Origin of the sequence: Mycobacterium haemophilum DSM 44634 (assembly GCF_000340435.2) — a bacterium.
Taxonomy (GTDB): domain Bacteria; phylum Actinomycetota; class Actinomycetes; order Mycobacteriales; family Mycobacteriaceae; genus Mycobacterium; species Mycobacterium haemophilum.
Genome location: NZ_CP011883.2, coordinates 3,067,444 through 3,090,970, shown reverse-complemented (window position 1 = coordinate 3,090,970; position 23,527 = coordinate 3,067,444). Strand labels below are relative to the sequence as shown.

General features: G+C 65.2%; 15 protein-coding genes and 4 pseudogenes. 8 read left to right on the top strand and 11 right to left on the bottom strand.

Annotated elements, in window-relative coordinates; translation table 11 throughout:
- Positions 1–73 precede the first annotated feature (73 nt).
- Positions 74–853 (bottom strand): hypothetical protein, encoded by a 780-nt coding sequence (locus B586_RS14460; RefSeq protein ID WP_047314922.1) that lies wholly within the window; start codon positions 851–853, stop codon positions 74–76.
- A gap of 226 nt (positions 854–1,079) precedes the next feature.
- Between B586_RS14460 and B586_RS14455 the strand changes: the two genes are divergently transcribed.
- Entirely contained in the window at positions 1,080–2,942 is a 1,863-nt protein-coding gene (locus B586_RS14455) for an MFS transporter (RefSeq protein WP_211141500.1), read from the top strand.
- A gap of 6 nt (positions 2,943–2,948) precedes the next feature.
- Here the strand turns inward: B586_RS14455 and B586_RS14450 are convergent, their stop codons facing one another.
- Both B586_RS14450 and B586_RS14445 read right to left on the bottom strand, forming a co-directional pair.
- Positions 2,949–6,440 carry a TM0106 family RecB-like putative nuclease gene (locus tag B586_RS14450; protein ID WP_054879598.1) on the bottom strand — a complete coding sequence of 1,164 codons (3,492 nt, stop codon included), beginning with the start codon at positions 6,438–6,440 and terminating at the stop codon, positions 2,949–2,951.
- A gap of 48 nt (positions 6,441–6,488) precedes the next feature.
- The gene (locus tag B586_RS14445; RefSeq protein ID WP_047315004.1) at positions 6,489–7,085 is read right to left on the bottom strand and encodes an LppP/LprE family lipoprotein; all 597 of its coding nucleotides are present in this window, start codon (positions 7,083–7,085) and stop codon (positions 6,489–6,491) included.
- 108 nt (positions 7,086–7,193) lie between these two features.
- Here B586_RS14445 and B586_RS14440 point away from each other — a divergent pair, with 108 nt between their 5' ends.
- The 3 genes and pseudogenes from B586_RS14440 to B586_RS14430 all read left to right on the top strand — a co-directional run.
- Positions 7,194–8,909, top strand: a complete 1,716-nt coding sequence (locus B586_RS14440) for a DEAD/DEAH box helicase (RefSeq protein WP_054879599.1) — start codon at positions 7,194–7,196, stop codon at positions 8,907–8,909.
- Positions 8,906–10,066 (top strand): acyltransferase family protein, encoded by a 1,161-nt coding sequence (locus B586_RS14435; RefSeq protein ID WP_047314918.1) that lies wholly within the window; start codon positions 8,906–8,908, stop codon positions 10,064–10,066. The genes B586_RS14440 and B586_RS14435 overlap by 4 nt, the downstream gene beginning before the upstream one ends.
- Positions 10,067–10,117: 51 nt before the next feature.
- A pseudogene (locus B586_RS14430) lies at positions 10,118–10,684 on the top strand (siderophore-interacting protein); the annotation flags it as partial.
- Positions 10,685–10,747: 63 nt separating this feature from the next.
- Here B586_RS14430 and B586_RS22140 read toward each other — a convergent pair.
- The 6 genes and pseudogenes from B586_RS22140 to tap form a co-directional block, all read right to left on the bottom strand.
- Positions 10,748–11,044 (bottom strand): hypothetical protein, encoded by a 297-nt coding sequence (locus tag B586_RS22140; protein ID WP_231584586.1) that lies wholly within the window; start codon positions 11,042–11,044, stop codon positions 10,748–10,750.
- Positions 11,008–11,562 (bottom strand): annotated as a pseudogene (locus B586_RS22135) (PPE family protein); the annotation flags it as partial. The gene B586_RS22140 and the pseudogene B586_RS22135, both read right to left, overlap by 37 nt.
- Positions 11,563–11,862: 300 nt before the next feature.
- Positions 11,863–12,453, bottom strand: coding sequence for a TetR/AcrR family transcriptional regulator (locus tag B586_RS14415; RefSeq protein ID WP_047315001.1), 591 nt, complete (start codon positions 12,451–12,453; stop codon positions 11,863–11,865).
- The gene (locus B586_RS14410; protein WP_054879600.1) at positions 12,453–13,664 is read right to left on the bottom strand and encodes a cytochrome P450; all 1,212 of its coding nucleotides are present in this window, start codon (positions 13,662–13,664) and stop codon (positions 12,453–12,455) included. The genes B586_RS14415 and B586_RS14410 overlap by 1 nt, the downstream gene beginning before the upstream one ends.
- Before the next feature lie 56 nt (positions 13,665–13,720).
- Complete coding sequence (locus B586_RS14405) at positions 13,721–15,088, bottom strand: FAD-binding oxidoreductase (protein WP_054879601.1); 1,368 nt, start codon at positions 15,086–15,088, stop codon at positions 13,721–13,723.
- Positions 15,087–16,345: pseudogene (gene tap / locus B586_RS14400) on the bottom strand (multidrug efflux MFS transporter Tap); the annotation flags it as partial. The pseudogene tap and the gene B586_RS14405, both read right to left, overlap by 2 nt.
- Before the next feature lie 109 nt (positions 16,346–16,454).
- Between tap and B586_RS14395 the strand changes: the two are divergent.
- On the top strand, positions 16,455–17,267 hold the full coding sequence (locus B586_RS14395) for a uracil-DNA glycosylase (RefSeq protein WP_054879602.1): 813 nt from the start codon (positions 16,455–16,457) through the stop codon (positions 17,265–17,267).
- 203 nt (positions 17,268–17,470) lie between these two features.
- Here B586_RS14395 and B586_RS14390 read toward each other — a convergent pair whose 3' ends face one another.
- A complete protein-coding gene (locus B586_RS14390; protein WP_047314912.1) occupies positions 17,471–17,905 on the bottom strand; it encodes an HIT family protein in 435 nt (144 codons plus the stop codon).
- Between the two features lie 22 nt (positions 17,906–17,927).
- On the bottom strand, positions 17,928–19,091 hold the full coding sequence (locus B586_RS14385; protein ID WP_047314911.1) for a MalY/PatB family protein: 1,164 nt from the start codon (positions 19,089–19,091) through the stop codon (positions 17,928–17,930).
- 159 nt (positions 19,092–19,250) lie between these two features.
- Between B586_RS14385 and B586_RS14380 the strand changes: the two genes are divergently transcribed.
- The 3 genes and pseudogenes from B586_RS14380 to B586_RS14370 form a co-directional block, all read left to right on the top strand.
- Positions 19,251–20,648 carry an amidase gene (locus B586_RS14380; RefSeq protein WP_156406789.1) on the top strand — a complete coding sequence of 466 codons (1,398 nt, stop codon included), beginning with the start codon at positions 19,251–19,253 and terminating at the stop codon, positions 20,646–20,648.
- A gap of 139 nt (positions 20,649–20,787) precedes the next feature.
- Positions 20,788–22,020 (top strand): metal-dependent hydrolase family protein, encoded by a 1,233-nt coding sequence (locus B586_RS14375; protein WP_047314910.1) that lies wholly within the window; start codon positions 20,788–20,790, stop codon positions 22,018–22,020.
- Between the two features lie 42 nt (positions 22,021–22,062).
- A pseudogene (locus B586_RS14370) lies at positions 22,063–23,223 on the top strand (adenylate cyclase regulatory domain-containing protein); the annotation flags it as partial.
- Between the last annotated feature and the right edge of the window lie 304 nt (positions 23,224–23,527).

Genomic DNA, 23,527 nt, shown 5'->3' with positions numbered 1-23,527 from the left:
TCCGCCCCCCATAAAGGCTATCGCTTCGGCTGCGATTAGCCAGACAGACCGGGGCTCTGCGCCTAGTTGACGTCTAACCAGCCTCATGAACCGCCGGCAGCAGGACCAGGGTGGCTGGCCAGCGCGACGGCGCGGTGCCGAACGCGTTGCGGGCATTGTGGACAATCTTCTTGCCCACTATGCGGTTGCCAGCGCCGCCCACCGCGGCGCCGATACCGACCGGCAGCATCTTGCCGAACATCAGCGCTCCGCGACGCACCGTGTACCGTTTGACGACGTACTTGAGCATCCGTGTGTTCAACCGGGCCCACGTCGATAGCGGCAGCGAGGCCATGCCCTCCGCCAGCCACCCCCCATTGGTGCGGCCCGGACCGATCAGTTCACCGATGGCGCGCCTGGTGTCGTCTCCGACCAGCACAGCCAACACCAGCGCGCGGCGTCGTTCCCGGTGGTTGGCGGGGATGCCGTACACCGATGCGGTCGCCAGGACGAAGACCGCGGTCGCCTCCAGGAAGAACACCGTTTCACCGGCGCCCGCAGACACCGCAGCCAACGTCCCGACCCCAGGCAACGTGGCCGCCGAACCCACCGCCGCACCGCTCGCGGTCAACGCGGCCAGATAACGCTTTTCCAGCATGACGACGATCTCAGCCGGGCTGGCACCTGGGTGTGTACGTCGCAGCCGGGCCACATAAGCCTCCGCCACCGGGCCCTGCATCCGCGAACTACGCTCGATGACCTGCGCCAATGCCCGGGTGGACGCTTTGGGCTGGCCGCCTGCAGTGGCTGGAACTTGGTCCGGCTGAGACTTATTCCAGGACCTATTCTGAGGACCGTTCCGTCGGGCGCACATATTGCCTCTCCTGTGAATGGCGTGCCTTTAGGCTAACGCCGGTTCGGGTCATCGCTGGCAGAGCCGAAATCATGCCGGGTCGCGCACCCGGCACCAAGTCCGGTGGCGTCGTGTTGAGTTGCCCAGCCGAAATAATGCGGGCTGAATATTTAGGTCGGCGACGATGCGGGCTGTCGACCAGCTGGGGAGGGATATTCCGGACAGGAGAGCTGAACGAGGTGGGCAAATGACGTCGGCTCGCATCGACTCCGCAAACCCGTGGTATGCGCTGTGGGCGATGATGACCGGCTTCTTCATGATCGTGCTCGATTCGAACATCGTCGCCATCGCGAACCCGACCATTATGGCCGACTTGCGTGTCGGGTATAACACGGTGGTCTGGGTGACCAGCGCCTACTTGCTGGGGTATGCGGTGGTGTTGCTGGTGGCCGGGCGGCTGGGCGATCGGTTCGGCCCCAAGAACCTCTACCTGATCGGCCTGGTGGTGTTCACCGTCGCTTCGGCGTGGTGTGGGTTGTCGGGCAGCGCCGCCATGCTGATCGCCGCTCGGGTCGTGCAAGGCGTTGGCGCTGGGGTGCTTACCCCGCAAACTTTGTCGACGATCACCCGGATCTTTCCCACGCAGCGCCGCGGTGCCGCGATGAGCGTGTGGGGGGCGACCGCCGGCGCCGCCAGCCTGTTGGGGCCGTTGGCCGGCGGCGCGCTGGTCGACGGGCTGGGCTGGCAGTGGATTTTCTTCGTTAACGTCCCCGTCGGCATCGTCGGCTTGGCACTGGCGGTTTGGTTGGTGCCGGTGCTGCCCACCCAGGGGCACCGGTTTGACCTGGTCGGGGTCGGGCTGTCTGGGGCGGGCACGTTTCTGATCGTCTTCGGGCTGCAGCAGGGGCAAACCGCTCATTGGGCGCCGTGGATCTGGGCGACCCTCGTGGCAGGTGTTGGGTTCCTGGCGACATTCGTCTACTGGCAGGCAGTCAACACCGGCGAGCCGCTGATCCCACTAAATATCTTCGGCGACCGGGACTTCAGCCTGTGCAACGTCGGGGCAGCGATTGTGGCGTTCGCGACGATGGCGCTGCTACCGCTGATGTTCTATGCGCAGGCGGTGTGCGGACTGTCGCCGACCCGCTCGGCGCTGCTGATCGCGCCGCTGGCGATCACCAACGCGGTGCTGGCGCCAGTTGCCGGCATGATCATCGACAGGTACCACCCGCGGCCCGTGCTCGGTTTCGGCTTTTCGATGCTGGCGATCGCGCAGACGTGGCTCTCGTTCGAGATGGCCCCGGGCACACCAATCTGGCGGTTGGTGTTGCCGCTCAGTGCAATCGGTGCTGGGCTGGCGTTCGTGTGGTCGCCGCTGACCGCCACCGCGACCCGCAACCTGGCGCCGCAGCTCGCCGGTGCGAGCTCTGCTGTGTACAACTCGATCCGCCAGCTCGGAGCCGTGCTCGGCAGCGCGGGCATGGCCGCATTCATGACGTCGCGGATCAGTGCCGAGCTACCGTCGATCCCGCGCGGCGGGCACGCGCCCGCGGGCTCCAACGCCTTGGCGTTGCCCGACTGGCTGCGCGGCCCGTTCGCGGCCGCGATGTCGGAGTCGATGTTGCTGCCCGCGTTCATCGCCTTGTTCGGAATTATCGCGGCGCTGTTCGTGGTCGGCGGCACGGCTTCGGCGATGAGCCGTGCGGTCGGCGAGCGACCCGGCCCCGTCTCCGAAAATGGCGACCGTGACAGTGGCTATGACGACGATAATGATGACTACGTCGAGTTGATACTTCATCGCGAGCCCGACATCGACGTGACGCTGAATGCGCAGAACGAATCGGTGTGCGATACCGAACCGATAATGGTGCGGTTCCAACACCCGCAGCCGACCCCCGCCGACGCATGGCACAGCGATCCCGTGGAATCGCGGCACAGTTTGCTCGCCGATTCCGATTCGGTATCGTCTCAAACTGAACCGATTGGCTTGACCCGCAACGGCACTCACGTCGACGGCGAGCAGCGATTCCGCCCGACACCGCCAAATCGGCATTACCGTCGCGATCCGGACGATCCCGTCAGCTATGGCCGGCACGCGTCCGGTAGATAGTCTTACCTAGGTCGATGGTGATGACCCGCTGCGCCCGGCTTCGCCGCACTTGCGATCATCACTAGATTCCGGTCCGCCGGCCACATCGAATGCCGCCAGCGTCAAAAATGCGCCCAAGTCAATCAGGCCACCGGGCGTGGCAGGCAGGTACTCGGTCAGCGTCTCCGAGCGTACGATCACTGCCGCATATTGTGCCCGACTGACGGCGACGTTAAGCCGATTCCTGTTGAACAGGAACGAAATTCCACGTGGTACCACGTCAACAGACGAGGCGGTCATCGAGATAAAGACTACCGGAGCCTGCCCGCCCTGAAACTTATCCACTGTTCCGACCCGCACCCCACCGAGCCCGGCCGACATCAATCGTTGACGCACCAGCGCCACCTGGGCGTTATACGGTGCCAGCACTAAGACGTCGGAGACGTCCAACGGCCGGGTGCCGTGCTCGTCGGTCCACGGCGTGCCGAGCAGCCGCTGGATCTCGGCGGTGACGGCATCGGCCTCCTCGGGGCTCTCTGTCGAGTTGCCTTGGTGGTGAACGGCAAGCACGTGCACGCCGGGCTGATACTGGTCGAGGCGCCGCGCTGCCGTGTACTCGGCGTGGGCATGCAGTCTGCCTTCGTAGGACAGTGTCGAGACTGCGGCACAGACCGCAGGATGCATCCGGAAGGAGCGGTCCAGAAAGTAGCCGCGTTCATCGGGCAGGGTTCGCTGACCATCAACCAGCCAATCCAACGCGGAAATATCGACCGGTTCGGGATGAGTGCCCTGACTGACCTGTGGTAGCTGTTGCGGGTCGCCGAGCAGCATGAGATTCGCCGCCGCGGGCGCGACGGCGATGGTGTTGGCCAAACAAAACTGGCCGGCCTCGTCGATTACCAGCAAATGTAGGCTTCCCGGTGGAACACGACTGCGATTGGCGAAATCCCATGCTGTACCACCGATTACGCATCCGTCGGGGTCGGCGATAAAAGCGGGGTAATCGTTCGCGTCGATCTCCTGCCAGCGCGGAGCGCTGCGGTCATGCCGTTTCTTTGCGACTCGTCGCGGATCGAGGCCGGCTGCGATCACGCCGTCCAAGAGGTTCTCCACCGCGGCGTGCGATTGCGCGACAACGCCAATGCGCCAGGCATGGTTGCTGACCAATCGCGTGATTACGTGCGCGGCGGTGTGCGTCTTGCCGGTCCCGGGTGGTCCGTGCACGGCCAGGTACGACGAATCCAGGTCCAGCACCGCAGCGGTGATGTCGGCGACCGTATCGGTGCCGCGCGGTAGTGGGGTGCCGCTGCGGGTTTGGGGAGCGCGGCGCAGCAGAATGTCGACCAGCGCGGTGCGGGGTAGTTGCGGCAAGCTGGCGGCCAGCGCACTGGCCGTTGCTTCGATCGAATCCCGCAGGGCCGTTGTTGCTATCGGTGGCCCGGGGGTCAGCGCGAACGGTAACTGGTGAAACATGTTGCCGTCATTGCCTACTCGCTCGACGATGACCACCTCGGTGGGTACCGTCAGGTCGTCGGCCTCGATAACCTCGGCTCGGCCGGCGGCCCGCCGGTCGGGATGGACGGCCATAGCCGGCGGAGCGGGAGGCTCATAGAGTGCAAAAACCGCCGAACTGAGGTCGCCACGTGCCAGCCCGCCGCGCAGCCGCACCCGTCGCTGCGGCTTGCGTGCGCGAGGTGGCGTGTGCCAATCGACGATGACCGACGCGTCGTCGGCAACGAAGACGTCTGTGTTGTCGGCCCACTCGTCAACAGGGAAGTTCAGCCGGTCGAAGTGCCCCCACCAGAACGGCTTGTCCTCGCGTCGATGGTAGCCGCGCGCCGCGGCCACCAAGGCGACCGCGGTCTGCTCGGGTGTGCGGTCGCCGACGGCGGCATCGCCGGTGAAACTCGACAAGGCCGACAACGTTGCATCGTCGCCGTTCTGGATGGTGTTCCCCTCGGGAACTGGTTGGGCGCCAACCGGTACGACGCCGGCTTCGTACGCGCGCAGCAGCAGCCAGTTGCGCAGTTCGCGAGTGGACCTGCAGTCGTAGTGGTTGTAGTCTTCGATCTCCTTGAGCACGGTTGCCGCCTCGTCTAAGCTGCCGGCGGCACGCAATTCGCAGTACCGCCCGTAGCAGGTGATCGAGTCGGCGGCGGTGGTTACGTCGCCGGCGCGCAGTTGCGCCCCCATATACAGCGGCTCCAGCGCCTTCAGGCTAAACGATTCGGCGCCTACGCGAATGCTCTTGCGTACCAACGGGTAAAGGTCAACCAACGTGCCGCTGCGCAGTAGCTCGTCGACTTCATCCTCGCCGACCCCGTATCGTCCGGCAAGCCGCAACAGCGCAGTCTTCTCGTAGGGTGCGTAATGGTAGATGTGCATCTGCGGTCGACGCTTACGACGCTTGGCCACCATCGCCAGAAATTCAGTGAGCGCCTGGCGTTCGTCCACCCGGTTGTGCGCCCACAGCGGGCGAAAGGTCCCGGCGGGTCCGGCCTCCAAGATGCCGAACAGGTATTCCAGACCCCATTCTTGGCCGTCGACCGTCCATAGCGGATCACCCTCGAAGTCGAAGAACAGGTCACCGGGATCCGGCTCGGGTAACAGCGCCAGCGGTTGCGGGTCAACGATCTCGAACTGCGCAGTACTGGTGTCACGTTGGCGGACTTGCAGTTTGGCCTGTGCGGCTAACATGCTGAGCGCGCTGGACGACAGGTCGGGTACCGGGCCGGAATGATCGGCCAGCTCGGCGATGGTAGTGATGCCGACGTCAAGCAGCTTGTCGCGCTGGCTTACTCGCATACCCGCGATCAGCAGCAGATCGTCGGTCGCACGCAGCTGTTCGGTGCACTGCGGACAGCGAAAACAGGCCCGCACCCCGTCGTCTTCCCAGCGCACCGCCGTGCCTGCGGCATAGTGCTGGTCGAGCAGCCGCTGCAGGAGCGCGCGCTGAGACCGGTAAACCGGGATCAGGTCGCAGACACGGTAGCAGACGACCGTTCCGTCGCCCAGCCGCAGCTCGGCCTCCGCTGCCACCGGGACGCCCGAGCCGGCCAGCGCATCGGCGTAGGCCGCCAGCTGCAACAGCGCGGTGACTTTCGGCGAGCGTGCCAGCTTGGTATCAACGACCCGATAGTGCTCGCCGTCTCGTACCAGGAAGTCGGCGAACCCGACGAAGCGGCCGTCGAACATCGTGGCCTGATACACCGCCGGAGCACGGTTGGCGATGGCGCGCTGGGTCGCCTCGGCGGCGGCGGCGAATCCGGCGCAGGTGTATGCCGGACGGCCAATGACCGCAACCGCATCCCCGAACTTGTGTCGCAGTTGGTCAAGGTGACGCCGTTCATGCTCGGCACCCAGAGCGCTGGTTCGCGCGAACAGTTCATCTTCGGTGGTGGTGACGACCGGGCCCCAGCCCAATCTCGCGTCGAAATCCCGCAGTAAGGCGTACTCGCACCGGGCCGCGGCGGCAAGATCCGACGCGCTGTACACGATGGTCTCGTCGGTGACGAACACAGCACCAACTGTAGGTGAGAGGTCCGACGGTAGCGGGGTGCTGTGTGGCTAGCCGCCGGGTGCGTTACCGATGAGCTCGACCGCGTTGCCGTTCCAATGGAACCTCACCGCGGTGGTTAAACCGTCAATGCCGCTAGGGTAGGTCAACGCCACCGTGTCGCCGGTGGTCTGCGCTGGGTCAATGCCGTTGAACCCGTATGTATCGGGCACCCCTTGCGGGATGAACTGGCCAAGATGAAACAGCACCGCCCGGGTGGTGGGGTTGACCGCGTTCGTGTTGGCCTTGATGATCACCGCCGATAGTTGAGCGCACTCGTTGTAGTTACCGGCCAAAGGTTCTGGATTCCAGGGCTGTTGGCTGCGTGGATCGCGGGGTAGCTCGGAGACCACCCTGGCGATGGTGGGTGCGGCAAGATTGACCGCGCACGGATCGGCCGGCGGCGCGCTGCTGGTGGGCGGGGCAGCCGTCACGGACGGCGGATTCGGTGCACTGGTGATGATGGTTGAGGTGGTCGCGGGGGCCGCTGGAGTCTTTGCGACCGTGGAGTCTCCTGAACCACAGCCGGTCAACGTCCCGGCGACCAACACGACGGCGACCACGCCCGGCAGTGACTCGGGACAGGGCGGCGACCACACATCGCGCACGGTACCGCCTGCCGTCGCGAGCGTCCGCAGTTGTACGGCTGATGCGGCGTGTCGCGGTACAGACACGGACGCCCGCGACCGGCGGTGCGCAGCTAAACTCCATGTGCGATGGCCATCCCAGACAACCCGCCCGTGGCGTCCCTTGAAACGTTTGCCGATCTGCAGATCCATCCGCGCGTCTTGCGGGCGGTTGCCGACGTCGGCTACGAATCGCCGACAGCTATCCAAGCGGCGACGATTCCGGCGCTAATAGCAGGTTCCGATGTGGTGGGACTAGCGCAGACCGGCACCGGCAAGACGGCGGCTTTCGCGATCCCGATCCTCTCTAAAATCGACATCACGAGCCAAGCAACACAAGCTCTGGTGCTGGCGCCCACTCGTGAGCTGGCTTTGCAGGTAGCCGAGGCGTTCAGTCGCTACGGGGCTCATTTGCCGCAGGTCAACGTGCTACCGATCTACGGCGGGTCATCGTATGGCGTGCAACTGGCCGGGCTCCGACGCGGTGCGCAGGTAGTGGTCGGCACCCCCGGCCGTGTCATCGACCACCTCGAACGCGGCACACTGGACCTGTCGCGACTGGACTACCTGGTGCTCGACGAGGCCGACGAAATGCTCACCATGGGTTTCGCCGAAGACGTTGAGCGCATCCTTTCCGAAACCCCGGAATACAAACAGGTAGCTCTATTTTCGGCGACCATGCCACCGGCGATCCGCAAACTCACCACCAAGTACTTACACGATCCGCTCGAAATCACGTTCAAAGCGAAAACCGCTACCGCCGAGAATATTTCGCAGCGCTACATCCAGGTTGCCGGTCCACGCAAGATGGACGCATTGACCCGTGTCCTAGAAGTCGAGCCGTTCGAGGCGATGATCATCTTTGTCCGCACCAAACAGGCGACCGAGGAGGTCGCCGAAAAACTGCGTGCCCGAGGATTCTCTGCCGCGGCTATCAACGGCGACATTCCGCAGGGGCAGCGCGAGCGGACCATCACCGCCTTGCGTGAAGGCGCCATCGACATCCTGGTTGCCACCGATGTCGCCGCGCGCGGGCTGGACGTGGAACGGATATCGCATGTGCTCAACTACGATATTCCGCACGACACCGAGTCCTACGTACACCGGATCGGACGCACCGGCCGGGCCGGCCGCTCGGGAAAGGCGCTGTTGTTCGTTTCCCCACGGGAGCGCCACCTACTCAAGTCGATCGAAAAGGCTACCAGGCAAGCGCTTACCGAGGCCGAATTGCCTACCGTCGAACATGTCAATGCACAGCGGGTAGCTAAATTCCGCGATTCCATCACCGACGCGCTCGGCGGCCCGGGAATCGAGCTATTTCGTAGGCTGGTCGAGGACTACGAACGCGAGCACAATGTCCCGATGGCTGACATCGCCGCGGCGCTGGCGTTGCAGTCCCGTGACGGCGAAGCGTTCCTAATGGCACCCGAACCGCCGCCCCAGCGACCCGAGCGGCGCGAAGGCAAAAATCGCGACCAACGTCGGGAACGTTCCGAAAAGCTGAGGAGTGGAAGGGACTTCGCGTCATATCGCATCGCTGTGGGCAAGCGGCACAAGGTTGGTCCCGGCGCGATCGTGGGCGCCATTGCCAACGAGGGAGGTTTGCATCGCAGCGACTTTGGCCATATCACCATCGGGCCAGACTTCTCCCTGGTAGAGCTGCCGGCTAAATTGCCTCGCGCCGCACTGAAAAAGCTTGAGCGCACCCGAATTTCGGGCGTGTTGATCAACCTTCAGCCCGACCGGCCACCCGAGAAAGCCCGCGGTCGTGATGGCGGCAAACCACGCAGAAAACACACCGGATGACGCTGTCCGAGGAAAGGGACGCCCACGGCGGACTCGAGCAGGTGTCGCAGGTGGATCGGGTCGCGTCGCTGACCGGCATCCGGGCGGTTGCCGCCCTCCTGGTCGTTGGCACCCACGCGGCGTACACCACCGGCAAGTACACCCACGGCTATTGGGGCCTGGTCGGTGCTCGCTTGGAGATCGGCGTCCCGATCTTCTTCGTGCTATCCGGTTTCCTGCTATTCCGCCCGTGGGTGGCCTCGGTCGCCACTGGCAGTCCGCCACCGTCGGTGAGCCGCTACGCGTGGCACCGGGTTCGGCGCATCATGCCTGCGTACGTGATCACCGTGTTGTTCGCCTACGCGCTGTATCATTTCCGCACCGCGGGGCCGAACCCTGGACACAGCTGGATGGGATTGATCCGCAACCTCACGCTGACGCAGATCTACACCGACGGCTATCTGGGTTCGTATCTGCACCAGGGCCTCACCCAGATGTGGAGCCTGGCAGTGGAAGCCGCTTTCTATGTGGCGCTACCGCTGTTGGCATATCTGTTGTTGGTGCTGCTCTGTCAGCGGCGCTGGCAGCCAAAGTTGGTGTTGGCTGCTCTTGCGGGGACGTTGTTGATCAGCCCGGGATGGTTGATCCTGGTGCACACCGATCACTGGTTTCCTGACGGCGCTCGGCTGTGGCTGCCGACCTACCTGGCCTGGTTTCTCGGCGGCATGATGCTGGCCGTGCTGCAGGCGATGGGTGTGCGCTGCTATGCGTTCGGGGCGATACCGCTAGCGATCATCTGCTACTTCATTGTGTCGACACCGATCGCTGGCGCGCCAACCACATCGCCGGCATCGCTGGGGCAGGCGCTGGTCAAAACGGGCTTCTACGCCGCGATTGCCACGTTGGCGGTGGCGCCGCTGGCCTTAGGTGATCTGGGGTGGTATTCGCGGCTGCTGGCCAGCCGGCCGATGGTGTGGCTGGGCGAGATTTCGTACGAGATCTTCCTGATCCATCTGGTGACGATGGAGTTCGCGATGGTCTACGTGGTCCAAGATCACGTCTACACCGGCTCGATGCTGAACCTCGCCGTTGCCACGCTGGCGCTGACGGTCCCCCTGGCCTGGCTGCTGCACCGCTGCACGCGGGTACGGAACGGAACAGAACCTTCGGCTAGATAGGTTACCCTGTCCTAAGTTAGCGGCTGGCGATGAAGGGGAGCCAGGACCTGGCTCGCCGAGCATTCCGTGCATCCGACGATGTGGATCCGGATGTGGTTCGCCGACGGGCACCAACGCGGTTACACGCTGGTCAATCCCAATCCGGTGGCCGGCACCGTGGATATCGAGTTCGCGCTGCACGACGGTTGCGCGTCGGATTGGGCGCGAGCCGCACAGCCCGGCGACACCATCGGGGCGACGGTGTTGGGTAGCAAGTTCGCCATCCCTGAGCCACCTCCGACTGGGTACGTCATTGTGGGCGACACCGCGTCACTGCCCGCGATCAACTCCCTGCTCGACTCGATCGGGGACGCCCCCGCATCCGTGTTTCTCGAGGCCTGCTGCGACGACGACAAATGCCTGCCGGTGCTGCGCCGTGCCGGTGTCACCTGGGTGGACCGCAGGAACGGCGGCGGCGAGTTGCTCGAGACCGTGCGGTCGGCGGCGTTTGACGCGAGCGATCACTTTGGCTGGGTGGCCTGCGACACCCGTACCACGCGGTCAGTCGCAAAGGTGCTGCGGCAGCACTTTGGCATACCGAAAAAATCCATTAAGGCACAAGCTTATTGGGTGGCCTGACCGGATCTTGCCGCGTGCGCCACACCGAGCCCTGATACGTCGCTACTTCGGGGCTAAGTCGGGCTACCGCGGCCCTACTCGGGTGCGATGCGCATCCTTGCTGGAGTGGGCATCCTTGGAGGTACGGAGGGCGAGCGCACCGGCGGCCTCGTCGCGTCTCCCGGCGGTGTTGGCCTTGGCGGTGGTGTTGGCACTGGCCTTGGCGCCGGCACTGGCCTTGGCGGTGGTGTTGGCCTTGGCGTCCCGCCCCCCGGCGGTTGCGCCGGCGGTGGCGGCGTCACCGGTGGTGGCGCGCCCCCCGGCGGTGGCGGCGTCACCGGTGGTGGCGCGCCCCCCGTCCCGGGCATGCCAGGCAGGCACCGCGTCAGATAGTGCAGCGGTGACAGCTTCGACCAGGCCTGCGAGGCGCCGGCGTGGTAGCAGCCCATCGCGCTCACATCCTGGGCCCACATCTGTTCGTACTCGGACTCGATGGCCATCAGCGCCTGGACGTTCTGCCCGAAGATATTGGTATGCGCCAGACATGACAGCAGGGCCCGATTAGCGGCCACCAGTGGAGGCTTCACCGTGGCGGCCAACGCCGATTCGAAAGCCGCTACCACCGCCGCGGCTTGGGCGGCAGCCTCCTCGGAATGGCTAGCCGCCGTGGCGAGCCATGCTGTGTATGGCGCGGCCGCGGCCGACATCGCGGCAGCGGCGGGACCCTGCCACGTCGCACCAGCCAAGCCCGAGGTCACCGATCCAAACGAGCTTGCCGCCGAGCGCAGCTCGCTGGCTAATCCAGTCCAGGCTGTGGCAGCCGCGAGCATCGGCCCCGACCCGGCTCCGGTCTCCATCAGCGCCGAATTGACCTCGGGGGGCAACATTGGGTAACTCATTACCAATCCTTCCTTAGGGCGTGAACTCAGTGGCTTTTCGTGAGCACCCTGATGACAGGCCAATCCGATTGCCGCCCAGCAGCGGCCGCGACGCGAAGAGGTTGTGTGCGAACAACAAACATGCCTCGCATCACCTCCACGACACTCTGATTAACCGGCGATGATCGATGAGCCCTAACATAACGCCGGCCCGGTGCCGAATTCAGCAATATCGACAAAAATTCGCATCGACATAATCGGGCATTAGCGCTACGCCGGTGCGCCGCGGTGCACGCTGTGGCAGGCCGGCTGAACGAACAACTATTGGGCGGGGACCTGCGTCACGATCGGGACGACGAACTCCTCAATCATTGCCCGCTCGTCGGCGTCGTCTTGGCCCGGGAACATCAACAACGAGGTGATCACCCGCACCACCCAACGGGCCCGGCGTGCGACGGTGGCGGTGTCGTGGGGCCCCAGTGAGTTGACGAATGCGGTAGCCAGGGCCGTGATCACCTCAGACTGTCCGGCTATCTCGCCGCCGAGCGGCGGGCGGGTACTGACAAACCACGACGCCAACGCCGGGCTTTCGCGAACCATCCGCAACGCGGTGGTGATGCTCGCGGCCAAACGTTCGTGTGGGTCGTCGATGCCGTTGATCCGCCGCTTGATCTCGCCACTGAGCCGGTAGGTCTCGCGGTGCACGTATGCGGTCCGCAGTGCCTCACGATTCTCGAAATACCGGTACAGCGTCGCGCGCGAACAGCCTGCCGCCCTGGCGATCTCGTTCATACCAATCGAAGCCGGGTCGCCCTGAGTGTAAAGGTCCTCGGCGGCGTCGAGTATCCGATCAGCGGCAACCTCGGTGCGTCTGGCGGCCAACCAGTCGCTGCCTTTTACCGGGCCCGCCATCACGGCCGCACCGTAATCGGCACTGACAGTGGGCGTCGTATGTAACTGCCGCCGGCCCACGCGATACCGGACTCGTCGACCTCGAAGTCGGGGCAACGGGCCAGCAGCTCGGTCAGCGCAACCCGGGATTGCATCCGGGCCGCCGCGGCGCCCAGGCAGTGGTGTGCGCCGTGGCTGAAGGTCAGGATGTTGCGTGGGCACCGGGTCACGTCCAGCTCGCCGGCCTGCGGGCCGTATTGGCGTTCGTCTCGGTTGGCCGACCCGTAGAGCAGCAACACCCTGCGACCCGCCGCGACGGTGGTGTCGCCGATCGTGACATCACGCGTGGTGGTGCGCGCTAGTCCCTGGACGGGGGAGGTCAGCCGCAGCAGTTCCGCAACCGCATCGGGGATCAGTTCTGGGTGGTCGACGAGCAATTGACGCTGGTCGGGCCGCTGGTGAAGCAACGGCATCGAGCCGCCGAGCAGGCCGGTGACAGTGTCGTTTCCGCCGGTGACCATCGTGAACGTGAACGCCAGCACCGACGGGGCGCTGACCCCGGCAGCGACCAAGTGCGAGACGGTGTCGTCCTCGGGTTCGGTACGGCGTCGCTCGACCAGCGCGGTGAAGTAGGCCATCATCGACTCGACCGCATCGCCGGCGGTTTTCAGCGCGTTGGTGCTGCCGTCGGCGTCCGCCGTGTTGGTCGCCACGATGGCTTGAGTCCAGCCGTCGAACTGAACCCGATCCTCCTCGGGGACACCGAGATAGTGTGCGACCACCATCGACGGCAATGGCTTGAACAGTTCGGTGACGATATCTCCGCCGCCACGGGCGCGCAGTCTCTCGATGCGCTCGACGACGAAATCACGCACCTTCGGCTCCACCGCGTCGACCTGTCGCGGGGTGAAACCGCGTGACACCAGTTTGCGGAACTCGGTGTGCACTGGCGGATCCTGCATCACCATCGGTGGGTTGTTTTGCAGCCCAAGTAGTTCCATATCGCTGTAGTTGACGGTGAGCCCCCGCCCGGAGGAGAACGCCGCGTGGTCGCGGGCCGCCGACCAGACGTCGGCGTGTCGGGACAGGACGTAGTAGTCGTCCTCGGGCTGGTCGGCGGGGATAACGTGGTGCACCGGGTCGTGGTCGCGCAGCGCGCGGTACATCGGCCAAGGATTGGGCCAGGTGTCGGCAGTGGCGAGCTGAAACCCGTGAGACATTGCTCGCAACATGTCTCATGTCTAAGACGCGAAGCCGGCGATGTCAATCGCTATCCGGCGGTCACGGGCTAGATCGCCGCGCCGGGGTTCAGGATTCCTAACGGATCCAATGCGTGCTTGATGCGCTGGTTGAGCTCCATCACGTCGGGCCCGAGGTAGCCGTCCAGCCATGGCCGCTTCAACCGGCCGACGCCGTGTTCGCCGGTGATGGTGCCGCCGAGGCCGACGGCCAGGTCCATGATTTCTCCGAACGCGAGATGGGCGCGCTCCGTCATCGCGGCATCGGCGGGGTCATAGACGATCAACGGATGGGTGTTGCCGTCGCCGGCGTGCGCGATCACCGAAATCATCAGGTCGCGTTCGGCAGCGATGCGCGCGATCCCGGTAACCAACATGCCCAGCGCCGGCAGCGGCACTCCGACGTCTTCGAGCAACAGCGATCCCTTGCTTTCGACCGCCGGGATACAGAACCGGCGCGCGGCAACAAACGCTTCGCCCTCGTCTGGATCGTCGGTGGAAAACACCTCTGTGGCACCGTTTTCGGCGAACACCGCGGCCATCAGTTCGGCGTCCTGACTGGCCGCGCGCCCGCGTTCATCGGAGCCGGCCACCAGCATTGCCGCGGCCGAGCGGTCCAGGTCCATCCGGCAGGTGTCCTCGACGGCATTGATTGCCACCGAATCCATGAATTCGAGCATTGCGGGACGCAGCCGAGCGGTGACCCCCAGCACGGCATCGACAGCCGTCTGGACCGAGGCGAAGGTGGCCACCACGATGCTCGACGCGTTTTGGGCGGGCAACAGCCGCAGTGTTACTTCGGTGATGACGCCCAGCGTGCCTTCGCTGCCAACGAAGAGTTTGGTCAGGCTCAGCCCTGCGACGTCCTTGAGCCGCGGGCCACCCAACCGGACCGCGGTGCCATCGGCCAGCACTACCTGCATGCCCAGCACGTAGTCGCCGGTGACGCCGTACTTCACACAGCACAGCCCGCCGGCGTTGGTGGCGACGTTGCCGCCGATGCTGCATATCTCGAACGACGACGGATCAGGTGGATACCACAGCCCATGTTCGGCGGCGGCCTGCTTCACCTCCACGTTGAACAGGCCGGGCTGACACACCGCGGTGCGGGTGACGGGGTCGACGGTGATGTCACGCATCTTTTCCGTCGACAGCACGATCCCGTCATCCAGCGCGGTAGCACCGCCCGACACGCCGCTGCCGGCTCCCCGGGCCACCACCGGCACCCGGTTGGCGCTGGCCCAGCGCAGCACGGTCTGCACCTCGTCGGTGCGTCGTGGCCGAACCACGGCCAGCGGCTTGCCTGCCGACGGGTCCAAGGCGCGGTCCTGCCGGTAGCCCTCGGTGACGGTCGGGTCGGTGACCACCATCCCGTCGGGCAGATCGGCGATGAGACTGGTCAGCACATCCGCAACCACGACCCGATCCTACGGGCCCGGATCGACGACCAACTCTGGTGCGTGGTCTAGTTCGCGCAGCGACGGCAACCCGACGCAGACAAGCCCGGTCACCACGATGGGCAGCGCCAACGCCAAAAACGCTGCCCGCAATCCGGCGGCGTCGGTCAACGGACCGGCCAGCAGCAGGCCCAACGGGCCGGCGGCGAACGCCAGCGACGTCATCACCCCGACCACCCGGCCACGCAGATAGTGCGGCGCCCGGGTTTGCACCACGTAGTTGTAGATCGGTGCGATCGGCCCATAGAGCAGGCCGATCAGCGCGACCAGTACCAGGATGATCGGCAACGGCGGCAGCAGCGCGATCAACACCGTCGCCGAACCGAAGGTCAGGATTGCGGTCAGCATGATCGTGCGTCGGCGCGCGTGTTGTGACAGCACGGCGTAGCCGAGCGCGCCCACCAGACCGCCCATCGAGAGCGCCATCAATACCCAGCCCAGCTGCTGGGGTTGATGCCGGTCGGTGAAGTATTTCGGAAACAGCACGCTTTCCATCGGCAGGTACAGTGCGGTGACCGCCAGGTCGATCATGGCCAGGGTGCGCAAGACCCGCAGGCTCCACACGAAACGCAGCCCGTCGGCGATCCCGGATACCAGCCCCTGCGGTCGGGTCGCGTGGTGCGGCTTACCGGCGCCCTCGAGCCGCAACGCGGTAATCGCCAGGATCGACAATCCGAAGGCTCCCGCGGTGATCCACATCGTGGTGATGCCGCCGACCGTGGCGATCATCAGGCCACCGACACCCGGGCCGACCACAAATGCCAGGTTGAGGATCGCCTCGTAAACACTGTTGACTCGGTCCAAAGACCAGCCCGCCCGAGCGGCGGCCTCGGGCAGCATCGACAGGCGAGCCGTCACCCCTGCGGGGCCGAAGAGCGCTGCGAGCGCGGCCAGCGCGGCCAGCACCCCGACATTAACTGCCTGGCCGCCAAACGCCCACGCCACCAGCGGGACACCAGCCACCGCTGCGCCAGACAACGCATCGGAAACCAATGACACCCGGCGGCGTCCGAAGTAGTCGACCGCCGTGCCGGCGATCAGTGTCGAGGCGAGCAAGGGCAGTGTGGTTGAGCCGGCCACGATCGACGCGTCCCGTGCGCTGTCGCCGCGCTGTAGCACCAGCCAGGGGAAGGCAATGATGGAAATGCCATCACCCGCGCACGCCACTAACGCGGCGCACAGGATCAGGAACGCCGGGCCGCGGCTGTTGTTTCTCATGCGGGGCTGAATTTAACGCCAAGGCCGCACGCAGAGCCACCGAATTTCGGACCTCACAGTAGTGGGGCCACATTCGCCGCCGCGCGCGGCGGAATGCTTCGATGTTCGTGTGCTCAGCCATCCCAATACCGGCCAGTCGTTCGGTTCTCCAGTCGGGCCTGGAACCGGCTGGCCGGGCGATCCGGCCACACCGCGGACCCCGGTTGCCGCCGATGCCGAGCAAGTTTTGGTGTTGGCGGGCGGAGCTGGGTCGATTCCCGAACTCAACGCGCAGATCAGCGTGTGCCGAGCCTGCCCGCGATTGGTCGATTGGCGTGAGGAGGTCGCGGTCGTCAAACGCCGAGCCTTCGCCGACCAGCCGTATTGGGGGCGGCCGGTTCCCGGCTGGGGATCGGAGCAGCCGCGGCTGTTGATCGTGGGGCTGGCGCCCGCCGCGCACGGCGCCAACCGGACCGGGCGGATGTTCACCGGCGACCGTTCTGGGGACCAGTTGTACGCCGCGCTGCACCGGGCCGGGCTGGTGAACTCACCGATCAGCGTGGACGCCGCAGACGGGTTGCGGGCCAACCAGATTCGGATCACTGCACCGGTACGGTGCGCCCCGCCGGGCAATGCTCCGACGCCGGCGGAGCGGGTGACCTGCTCGCCCTGGCTGGATGCCGAATGGCGGTTGGTGTTCGAGCACGTCCGGGTAATCGTCGCCCTGGGTGGATTTGCCTGGCAGGTCGCGCTTCAACTACCGGGCACCTCCGGAATGCGCAAGCCGCGATTCGGCCACGGCGTTGTGGCGCAGCTGCCCTCCGGTGTGCGCTTGCTCGGCTGCTACCACCCGAGTCAGCAGAACATGTTCACCGGTAGGTTGACGCCGGCAATGCTCGACAACATTTTCCGCGACGCCAAGAAGTTGGCCGGGATTACCTGAACGGCTAGGAGGCTGCCGCTCCGCCAGGCATTGACCTGGGCGTCGGCGATGTGCCCGGCTCCGCCCCCGTAGCGCGCGCCGCGCGCCCAGCGTCGAAATTGCTGTGGGGGTTGTGCAAGCGCCACTAGTCACGACCATCACGGCAATTTCGCCGGCTTGACCGCCAAGCCGATCACGTTCTTAACAGCACGGCAAGAGCTTTGCTAGTCCGACCGGCTCACATCAATCTGGGCCAGGGCTTCCCGCAGGATCCGACCCGTCGTTTCCCGGTCCGGGTCCCGGCGCAGCACCATCCCTTTGGCGACCGATAACTTGTCGCCGTTGCGGCGCGGCAGCACGTGCAGATGAATATGAAACACCGTCTGGAAGGCGGCGCGACCATCGTTGATCGCGATGTTTGTGGCGTCGGCCAGTTCGGTCGCGCGGGCTGCCTGAGCGATCCGTTGGCCGATGGTGACCATCGCAGCCAACGTCTCCGGTGGCGTGTCAGCCAGATCTACGGTGTGCCGTTTGGGCAGCACCAGGGTGTGGCCGCGGGTGAACGGGCGGATGTCCAGGATCGCCAGGTAGTCGTCGTCTTCGTAGATCCGGACAGCCGGAGCTTCCCCGGCGACGATCGCGCAGAACACACAGGACATGTCGCCACGTTACTGGTCCAAGTCACCGAACGATCGCGGTGGCGATCGCTTCGATCGCCCGATCGAGGATTGCCCGGGTAGTGCCGAAGTTCAGCCGCGCGAATCCGGCGCCCACCGTGGCGCCGAACGGGATACCGGGCGACAACGCCACCTTCGCGTTCGCAAGCAAGTACTCGGCAGGCTCGGCCGGCAGGTTGAGGCCGCGGAAGTCCACCCAGGATAGATAGGTGCCCTCCGGGACGTTGACCTTCACCCCGGGGACCAACTCCGGCAGCACCCGCACCAGGTGGTCGCGGTTAGCCTGCAGGTAATTGATCAGCTCGTCGAGCCACGACGCGCCATGTTGGTAGGCCGCGATGTTGGCACGGATACCAACCGTGGATGTGCCCATTTTGTGCAGCATGTTGATCCGGTCCCACTCTTCGACGTCTCGACTATTGGACAGGATGACCTGAGCGCACATCAGGCCGGGCAAGTTCCACCCTTTGGAGGCCGATACCAGCGTGACCACCGTTTCGGCGGCCGGGTCGGACACCGACGCGGCCGCGATGTGGCGGCGTCCATAAACCAGTGGCCCCCAGATCTCGTCGGCGATGACCCGGGCGCCATGGCTGGCGGCAATGTCCACAATCGCTTGCAGCTCAGCTTCGGTGAATGCGGTGCCCAGTGGGTTGTTGGGATTGCACAGAATCACCGATCCGGCCCCCTGCACGAATGCGGCCTCAAGAGCGTCTAGGTCAAGAACGTAGCGTCCCGAATCTTGCTGCACCGTCGGGATTTCCACTCGCTGGCGGCCAGTGACCTGCAGGACACTAAAGAACGGCATGTAGGCGGGCACGGGCAACGCGACCGGACTCTCTGGGCGAGTGAGGAAGTTGACAACGACTTCCATTCCCTTGAGGACATCGGGAACGACGCGGATCCGGTCGGGTTGGACGTGCCAGCCGTAACGTTGCCGGCACCAGTCGGCGGTCGCCCTCGGCAACGTGTCCTCGCCGAACGGTGGGTAGCCGAACTCCTCGTTCTCAACGCAGGCCCGCGCCCCGTCAAGCACCGCCGGTGCCGTGGGATAGTCCATCTCCGCCACCCACAGCGGCAACACGTCGGGTCCGAAGAAGTTCCACTTGATCGTGTTGCGGGCCCGAAGCTGCTGCTCGGTCAACAGATTGAAAACGTTGTCGTGCATGTCAGTAGTCTGTGCCCTCTCGTCTTTTGCTGCCGGGTACCAGCCACCACCCCAACGTGGCCACAGCGTGGCTGAGCCCACTGTGCACGGGAGAATATGCACCACATCTTCGCGCCTGACGCCCGCGGGTCGCTTAAGCCAGCCCGATATGCTGCCGCGGTGAACGCAACCGATCTCGCCTTCGCCGGCGCTGCCGCACAGGCACGAATGCTGGCCGACGGTGAAGTCACCGCGCCAGCTCTGCTGGAGATGTACCTGGGACGGATCGCGCGTCTGGATACTCAGCTGCGCTGCTATCGCGTCGTACTCGTCGATCAAGCGCGGGCCGAAGCTGCCGCGGCACAGGACCGCCTCGATGCCGGTGAGCGGCTGCCGCTGCTGGGGGTGCCGATCGCCATCAAAGACGATGTCGACGTCGCCGGCGAGGTGACGACGTACGGCAGTGGCGGCCACCGTCCGGCGGCGATCTCCGACGCTGAGGTGGTGCGTCGGCTGCGCGCGGCGGGCGCGGTCATCATCGGCAAAACCGCAGTGCCCGAGCTGATGATGATGCCGTACACCGAGTCGCTGACCTTCGGGGCCACCCGTAACCCGTGGAACCCGGCGCGCACGCCGGGCGGCAGCAGCGGCGGGAGTGCTGCCGCGGTGGCCGCCGGGCTGGCTCCGCTGGCACTGGGGTCCGACGGCGGCGGGTCGATCCGCATCCCGTCGTCCTGGTGTGGCGTGTTCGGTCTGAAACCGCAACGCGATCGGATCTCATTAGAGCCGCATGACCAGGCGTGGTACGGACTCAGCGTCAATGGCCCGATCACGCGGTCGGTGATGGACGCGGCGTTGTTTCTTGACGCGACGGCCACAGGGTCCGGGGCCCCCGGTACCGAAGGTGAGTTCGTGGCCGCGGCGGCGCGTAATCCCGGCAAGCTGCGAATTGCCTTGAGCACCAAGGTTCCAACGTTTCCCGTTAGGGTCGGCCGGGAAGAGCTGGCAGCCGTCGGCCAGGCCGGTGCATTGCTTCGCGAGCTGGGCCACGACGTCGTCATACGCGACCCTGAATATCCGCGGCCCGCGTTCTATGCGAACTATTTGCCCCGATACCTGCGCGGCATCAGCGACGACGCGGATGCGCAGGCGCACCCCGACCGGCTCGAAGCACGCACCCGGGTGCTGGCCCGGTTGGGATCATTTTTCTCGGACCGGCGAATGGCCGCCATTCGCGCCGGAGAGGCGGCGCTGAGCCGCCGGATCCAGTCGATCTTCGACGACGTCGATGTCGTCGTCACCCCGGGCACCGCCAACGGCCCGTTCCGCGTCGGCGCCTACCAGCGCCGCGGCGCGCTGTCGACACTGCTGCTGGTAGCGCAACGCATTCCGTACTACCCGATCTGGAATCTGACCGGTCAACCCGCCGCGGCCGTCCCATGGGACTTGGACGGTGATGGCCTGCCGATGTCAGTGCAGCTCGTCGGGCGGCCGTACGACGAAGCGACGCTGTTGTCGCTGTCCGCCCAGATCGAAGCCGCACGACCGTGGGCCCACCGGCGACCGCCGGTGTCATGACGCGGCATTAGTAAAGTCGTTGGCCACCAAGCTTTTCAGATCGATCATGGCGCTTAGGTGAACCACTGACTGGTCGCCGGCTTTATTGCCGCTGTATGTTTACCGGTGACAGCCGCAGGCACGTCGAAAGACCCTTGATATGCAGTCCGCACCGCGATGCATTGCGATTCGCGCTGATCACGTGTTCGACGGGTACCGGTTTCACAGCGGACCGGCAACGATCATGGTTGAGGATGGTCAAATCCGGGCAGTCGATTTTGCCGGCGCCGTCTGCCCGCCGGATATGCCTCTGGTGGACCTGGGGGAGTCAACTTTGTTGCCGGGCCTCGTGGATGCGCATGCGCATCTGTGCTGGGACCCCACCGGTAACCCCCAAGATTTGGCTAGCGACCCGGCGGAGGTGCTGCTGCGGCGGGCACGACGGCATGCTGAGGCCGCGCTAACTTCGGGCATCACCACGATTCGCGATCTGGGCGACCGCGACTTTGCGACCTTGTCGCTGCGCGACGAATACCGGCAGGGAGCCACGGTGGGGCCGGAACTGGTGGTTGCCGGGCCGCCATTGACTCGCACCGGTGGGCATTGTTGGTACCTCGGCGGTGAGGCTGATAGCACCGAGGCACTCATTGACGCGGTGCAGGAGCGGGCCGCGCGGGGAGTGGATTGGATCAAGGTGATGGCCACCGGCGGATTTACCACGGTCGGAACCGATCCGTGGCGGCCGCAGTACGACCATGATCAATTGGCCGCGGTGGTTGCGGCGGCTCATCAGGTCGGATTACCGGTGACTGCACACGCACACGCCACCGCTGGGATTGCCGAGGCGCTCGCCGCGGGTGTGGACGGGATCGAACACTGCACCTTCCTCAGCGAAAACGGCCCTCAAATCGATGTCGCCAGTCCGGACATCATTGCAGCGATCGTTGCTCAGGGGGTGTGGTGCGGTATCACGATTGCTCGCGTGCACCCGGGGATGGCGCAGCACATCGTGTCAATCAGCCGGGATATCCGGCGAAATATCCGCCAGCTCATGGATTCTGGTGCGCATGTCGCCTTGTCTACCGATGCTGGTGTCAGCCCGGAAAAACCCCATAACGTGTTACCCCACGAGCTGGTGGATCTGTCCCGACATGGCTTCACCGGCACCGAGGTGCTGACGTGCGCGACGGCCGCGGCCGCTGCCAGCTGTGGACTGGGTCACCGCAAGGGCCGTATCGCACCGGGTTATGACGCTGATCTGCTGGCTGTTGCCGGCGGTGTAGACGATCACGACCTCGCCGGGCTTTGCGACGTCAAAGCCGTCTGGCGCAGTGGAACCCAGGTGCCGCTGCACCCATCCGATGGCAGCCCCAGCACTAGCCCGTCGCGCTGATCACCGCACCCGACTGCGCGCCGGCGTTATACGTTGACCAGTGTGGACAACCACATAGATCAAGCGTCCCAGAACATCGAGGATCTGCTCGGCGGCTTGGCAGGCGCCGCGCGTGCGGAACGCGCCGAGCTTGTCGAGTGGTTGATAGGGCAGGGCATCACCGCTGATGAGATCCGGGCGACCAACCCGCCGCTGCTCGTAGCTACCCGTCACCTTGTTGGTGACGACGGCACCTACGTTTCGGCTCGCGAGATCAGCGAGCGGTACGACGTTGACCCGGTGTTGCTGCAGCGCGTGCAGCGCGCCATCGGACTCGCCAGCGTGGATGACCTTGACGCGGCCGTGCACATGCGCGCGGACGGTGAGGCGGCCGCACATGTACAGCGGTTCATTGAGCTTGGGCTGGATCCCGATCACGTCGTGCTCGTCGTGCGGGTCCTCGCCGAGGGCCTGTCACATGCTGCAGAAGTTATGCGATACACCGCTTTGGCGGCGATCATGCACCCGGGAGTCACTGAGGTGGAGATCGCCAAAGCGTCGCAAGAGCTGGTCAGCCGGATCGTGCCGATGCTCGGCCCGATGATTGAGGACATGCTGTTCATGCAGCTGCGGCACATGATGGAGACCGAAGCGGTCAGTGCGGGCGAGCGAGCCGCCGGAACGCCGCTGCCGGGTGCGCGTCAGGTGACCGTCGCCTTCGCCGACCTTGTCGGCTTCACCCGGCTGGGTGAGGTGGTTTCAGCAGAGGAGCTAGGGCAACTCGCCGGCCGCCTGGCTGAGCTCGCGCGTGACCTGACTGTCCCACCGGTGCGCTATGTCAAAACGATTGGCGACGCGGTGATGTTTGTCTGCCCCGAGCCGGCGCCGTTGCTGGATGTGGTGCTAAAGCTTGTTGAAGTTATTGACACCGACAACGACTTTCCTCGGTTGCGTGCGGGGGTGGCTTTTGGGATGGCGGTGAGCCGGGCCGGCGATTGGTTTGGTAGTCCGGTGAATGTGGCAAGCCGGGTCACGGGGGTGGCACGGCCGGGCAGCGTGCTGGTTGCGGATTCGGTGTGCGAGGCGGTCGGTGACGCGGCGGGATTCCACTGGTCATACGCCGGCCCACGTCGCCTCAGGGGCATCAAGAGTGAGGTCAAACTCTTTCGGGTCCGGCGAGGCGATGGGTCCGACAAGTCGGATCCCGCCTCGGATCCGTCCCCAGGGGGCTCCCAAAACGCCCCACCCGCCGCTGCCGTGCCCAGTTCGGCGCGGCAAAAGTTGCTGCGGCGAACGACGTAGCTAGCTGATTCGGCGCACAAATGGGCAGGCCCGGAGCGCCTCTAGGGGACGTCTGACAGCGTCCTGCGCTAGTCCCACGCGGCCGGCTCTCACCCCGTCTTCCGGCGCTTTGGATTGGTCGCTTCCGGGCCTGCTTCGCTACCAAAAATACAACGTCGCGCCCCTGATAGCAACGCTTTTCCGGGCTGAGCGCACTCGCTTGGGCTAGCCGCCGAACAACCAGGCT

What these genes read in the sequence shown, in the direction of transcription:
- B586_RS14460 (WP_047314922.1), bottom strand. Translation starts at nt 853, where the DNA reads ATGTGCGCCCGACGGAACGGTCCTCAGAATAGGTCCTGGAATAAGTCT.
- B586_RS14455 (WP_211141500.1), top strand. Translation starts at nt 1,080, where the DNA reads ATGACGTCGGCTCGCATCGACTCCGCAAACCCGTGGTATGCGCTGTGG.
- B586_RS14440 (WP_054879599.1), top strand. Translation starts at nt 7,194, where the DNA reads ATGGCCATCCCAGACAACCCGCCCGTGGCGTCCCTTGAAACGTTTGCC.
- B586_RS14435 (WP_047314918.1), top strand. Translation starts at nt 8,906, where the DNA reads ATGACGCTGTCCGAGGAAAGGGACGCCCACGGCGGACTCGAGCAGGTG.
- B586_RS14415 (WP_047315001.1), bottom strand. Translation starts at nt 12,453, where the DNA reads ATGGCGGGCCCGGTAAAAGGCAGCGACTGGTTGGCCGCCAGACGCACC.
- B586_RS14410 (WP_054879600.1), bottom strand. Translation starts at nt 13,664, where the DNA reads ATGTTGCGAGCAATGTCTCACGGGTTTCAGCTCGCCACTGCCGACACC.
- B586_RS14390 (WP_047314912.1), bottom strand. Translation starts at nt 17,905, where the DNA reads ATGTCCTGTGTGTTCTGCGCGATCGTCGCCGGGGAAGCTCCGGCTGTC.
- B586_RS14385 (WP_047314911.1), bottom strand. Translation starts at nt 19,091, where the DNA reads ATGCACGACAACGTTTTCAATCTGTTGACCGAGCAGCAGCTTCGGGCC.
- B586_RS14375 (WP_047314910.1), top strand. Translation starts at nt 20,788, where the DNA reads ATGCAGTCCGCACCGCGATGCATTGCGATTCGCGCTGATCACGTGTTC.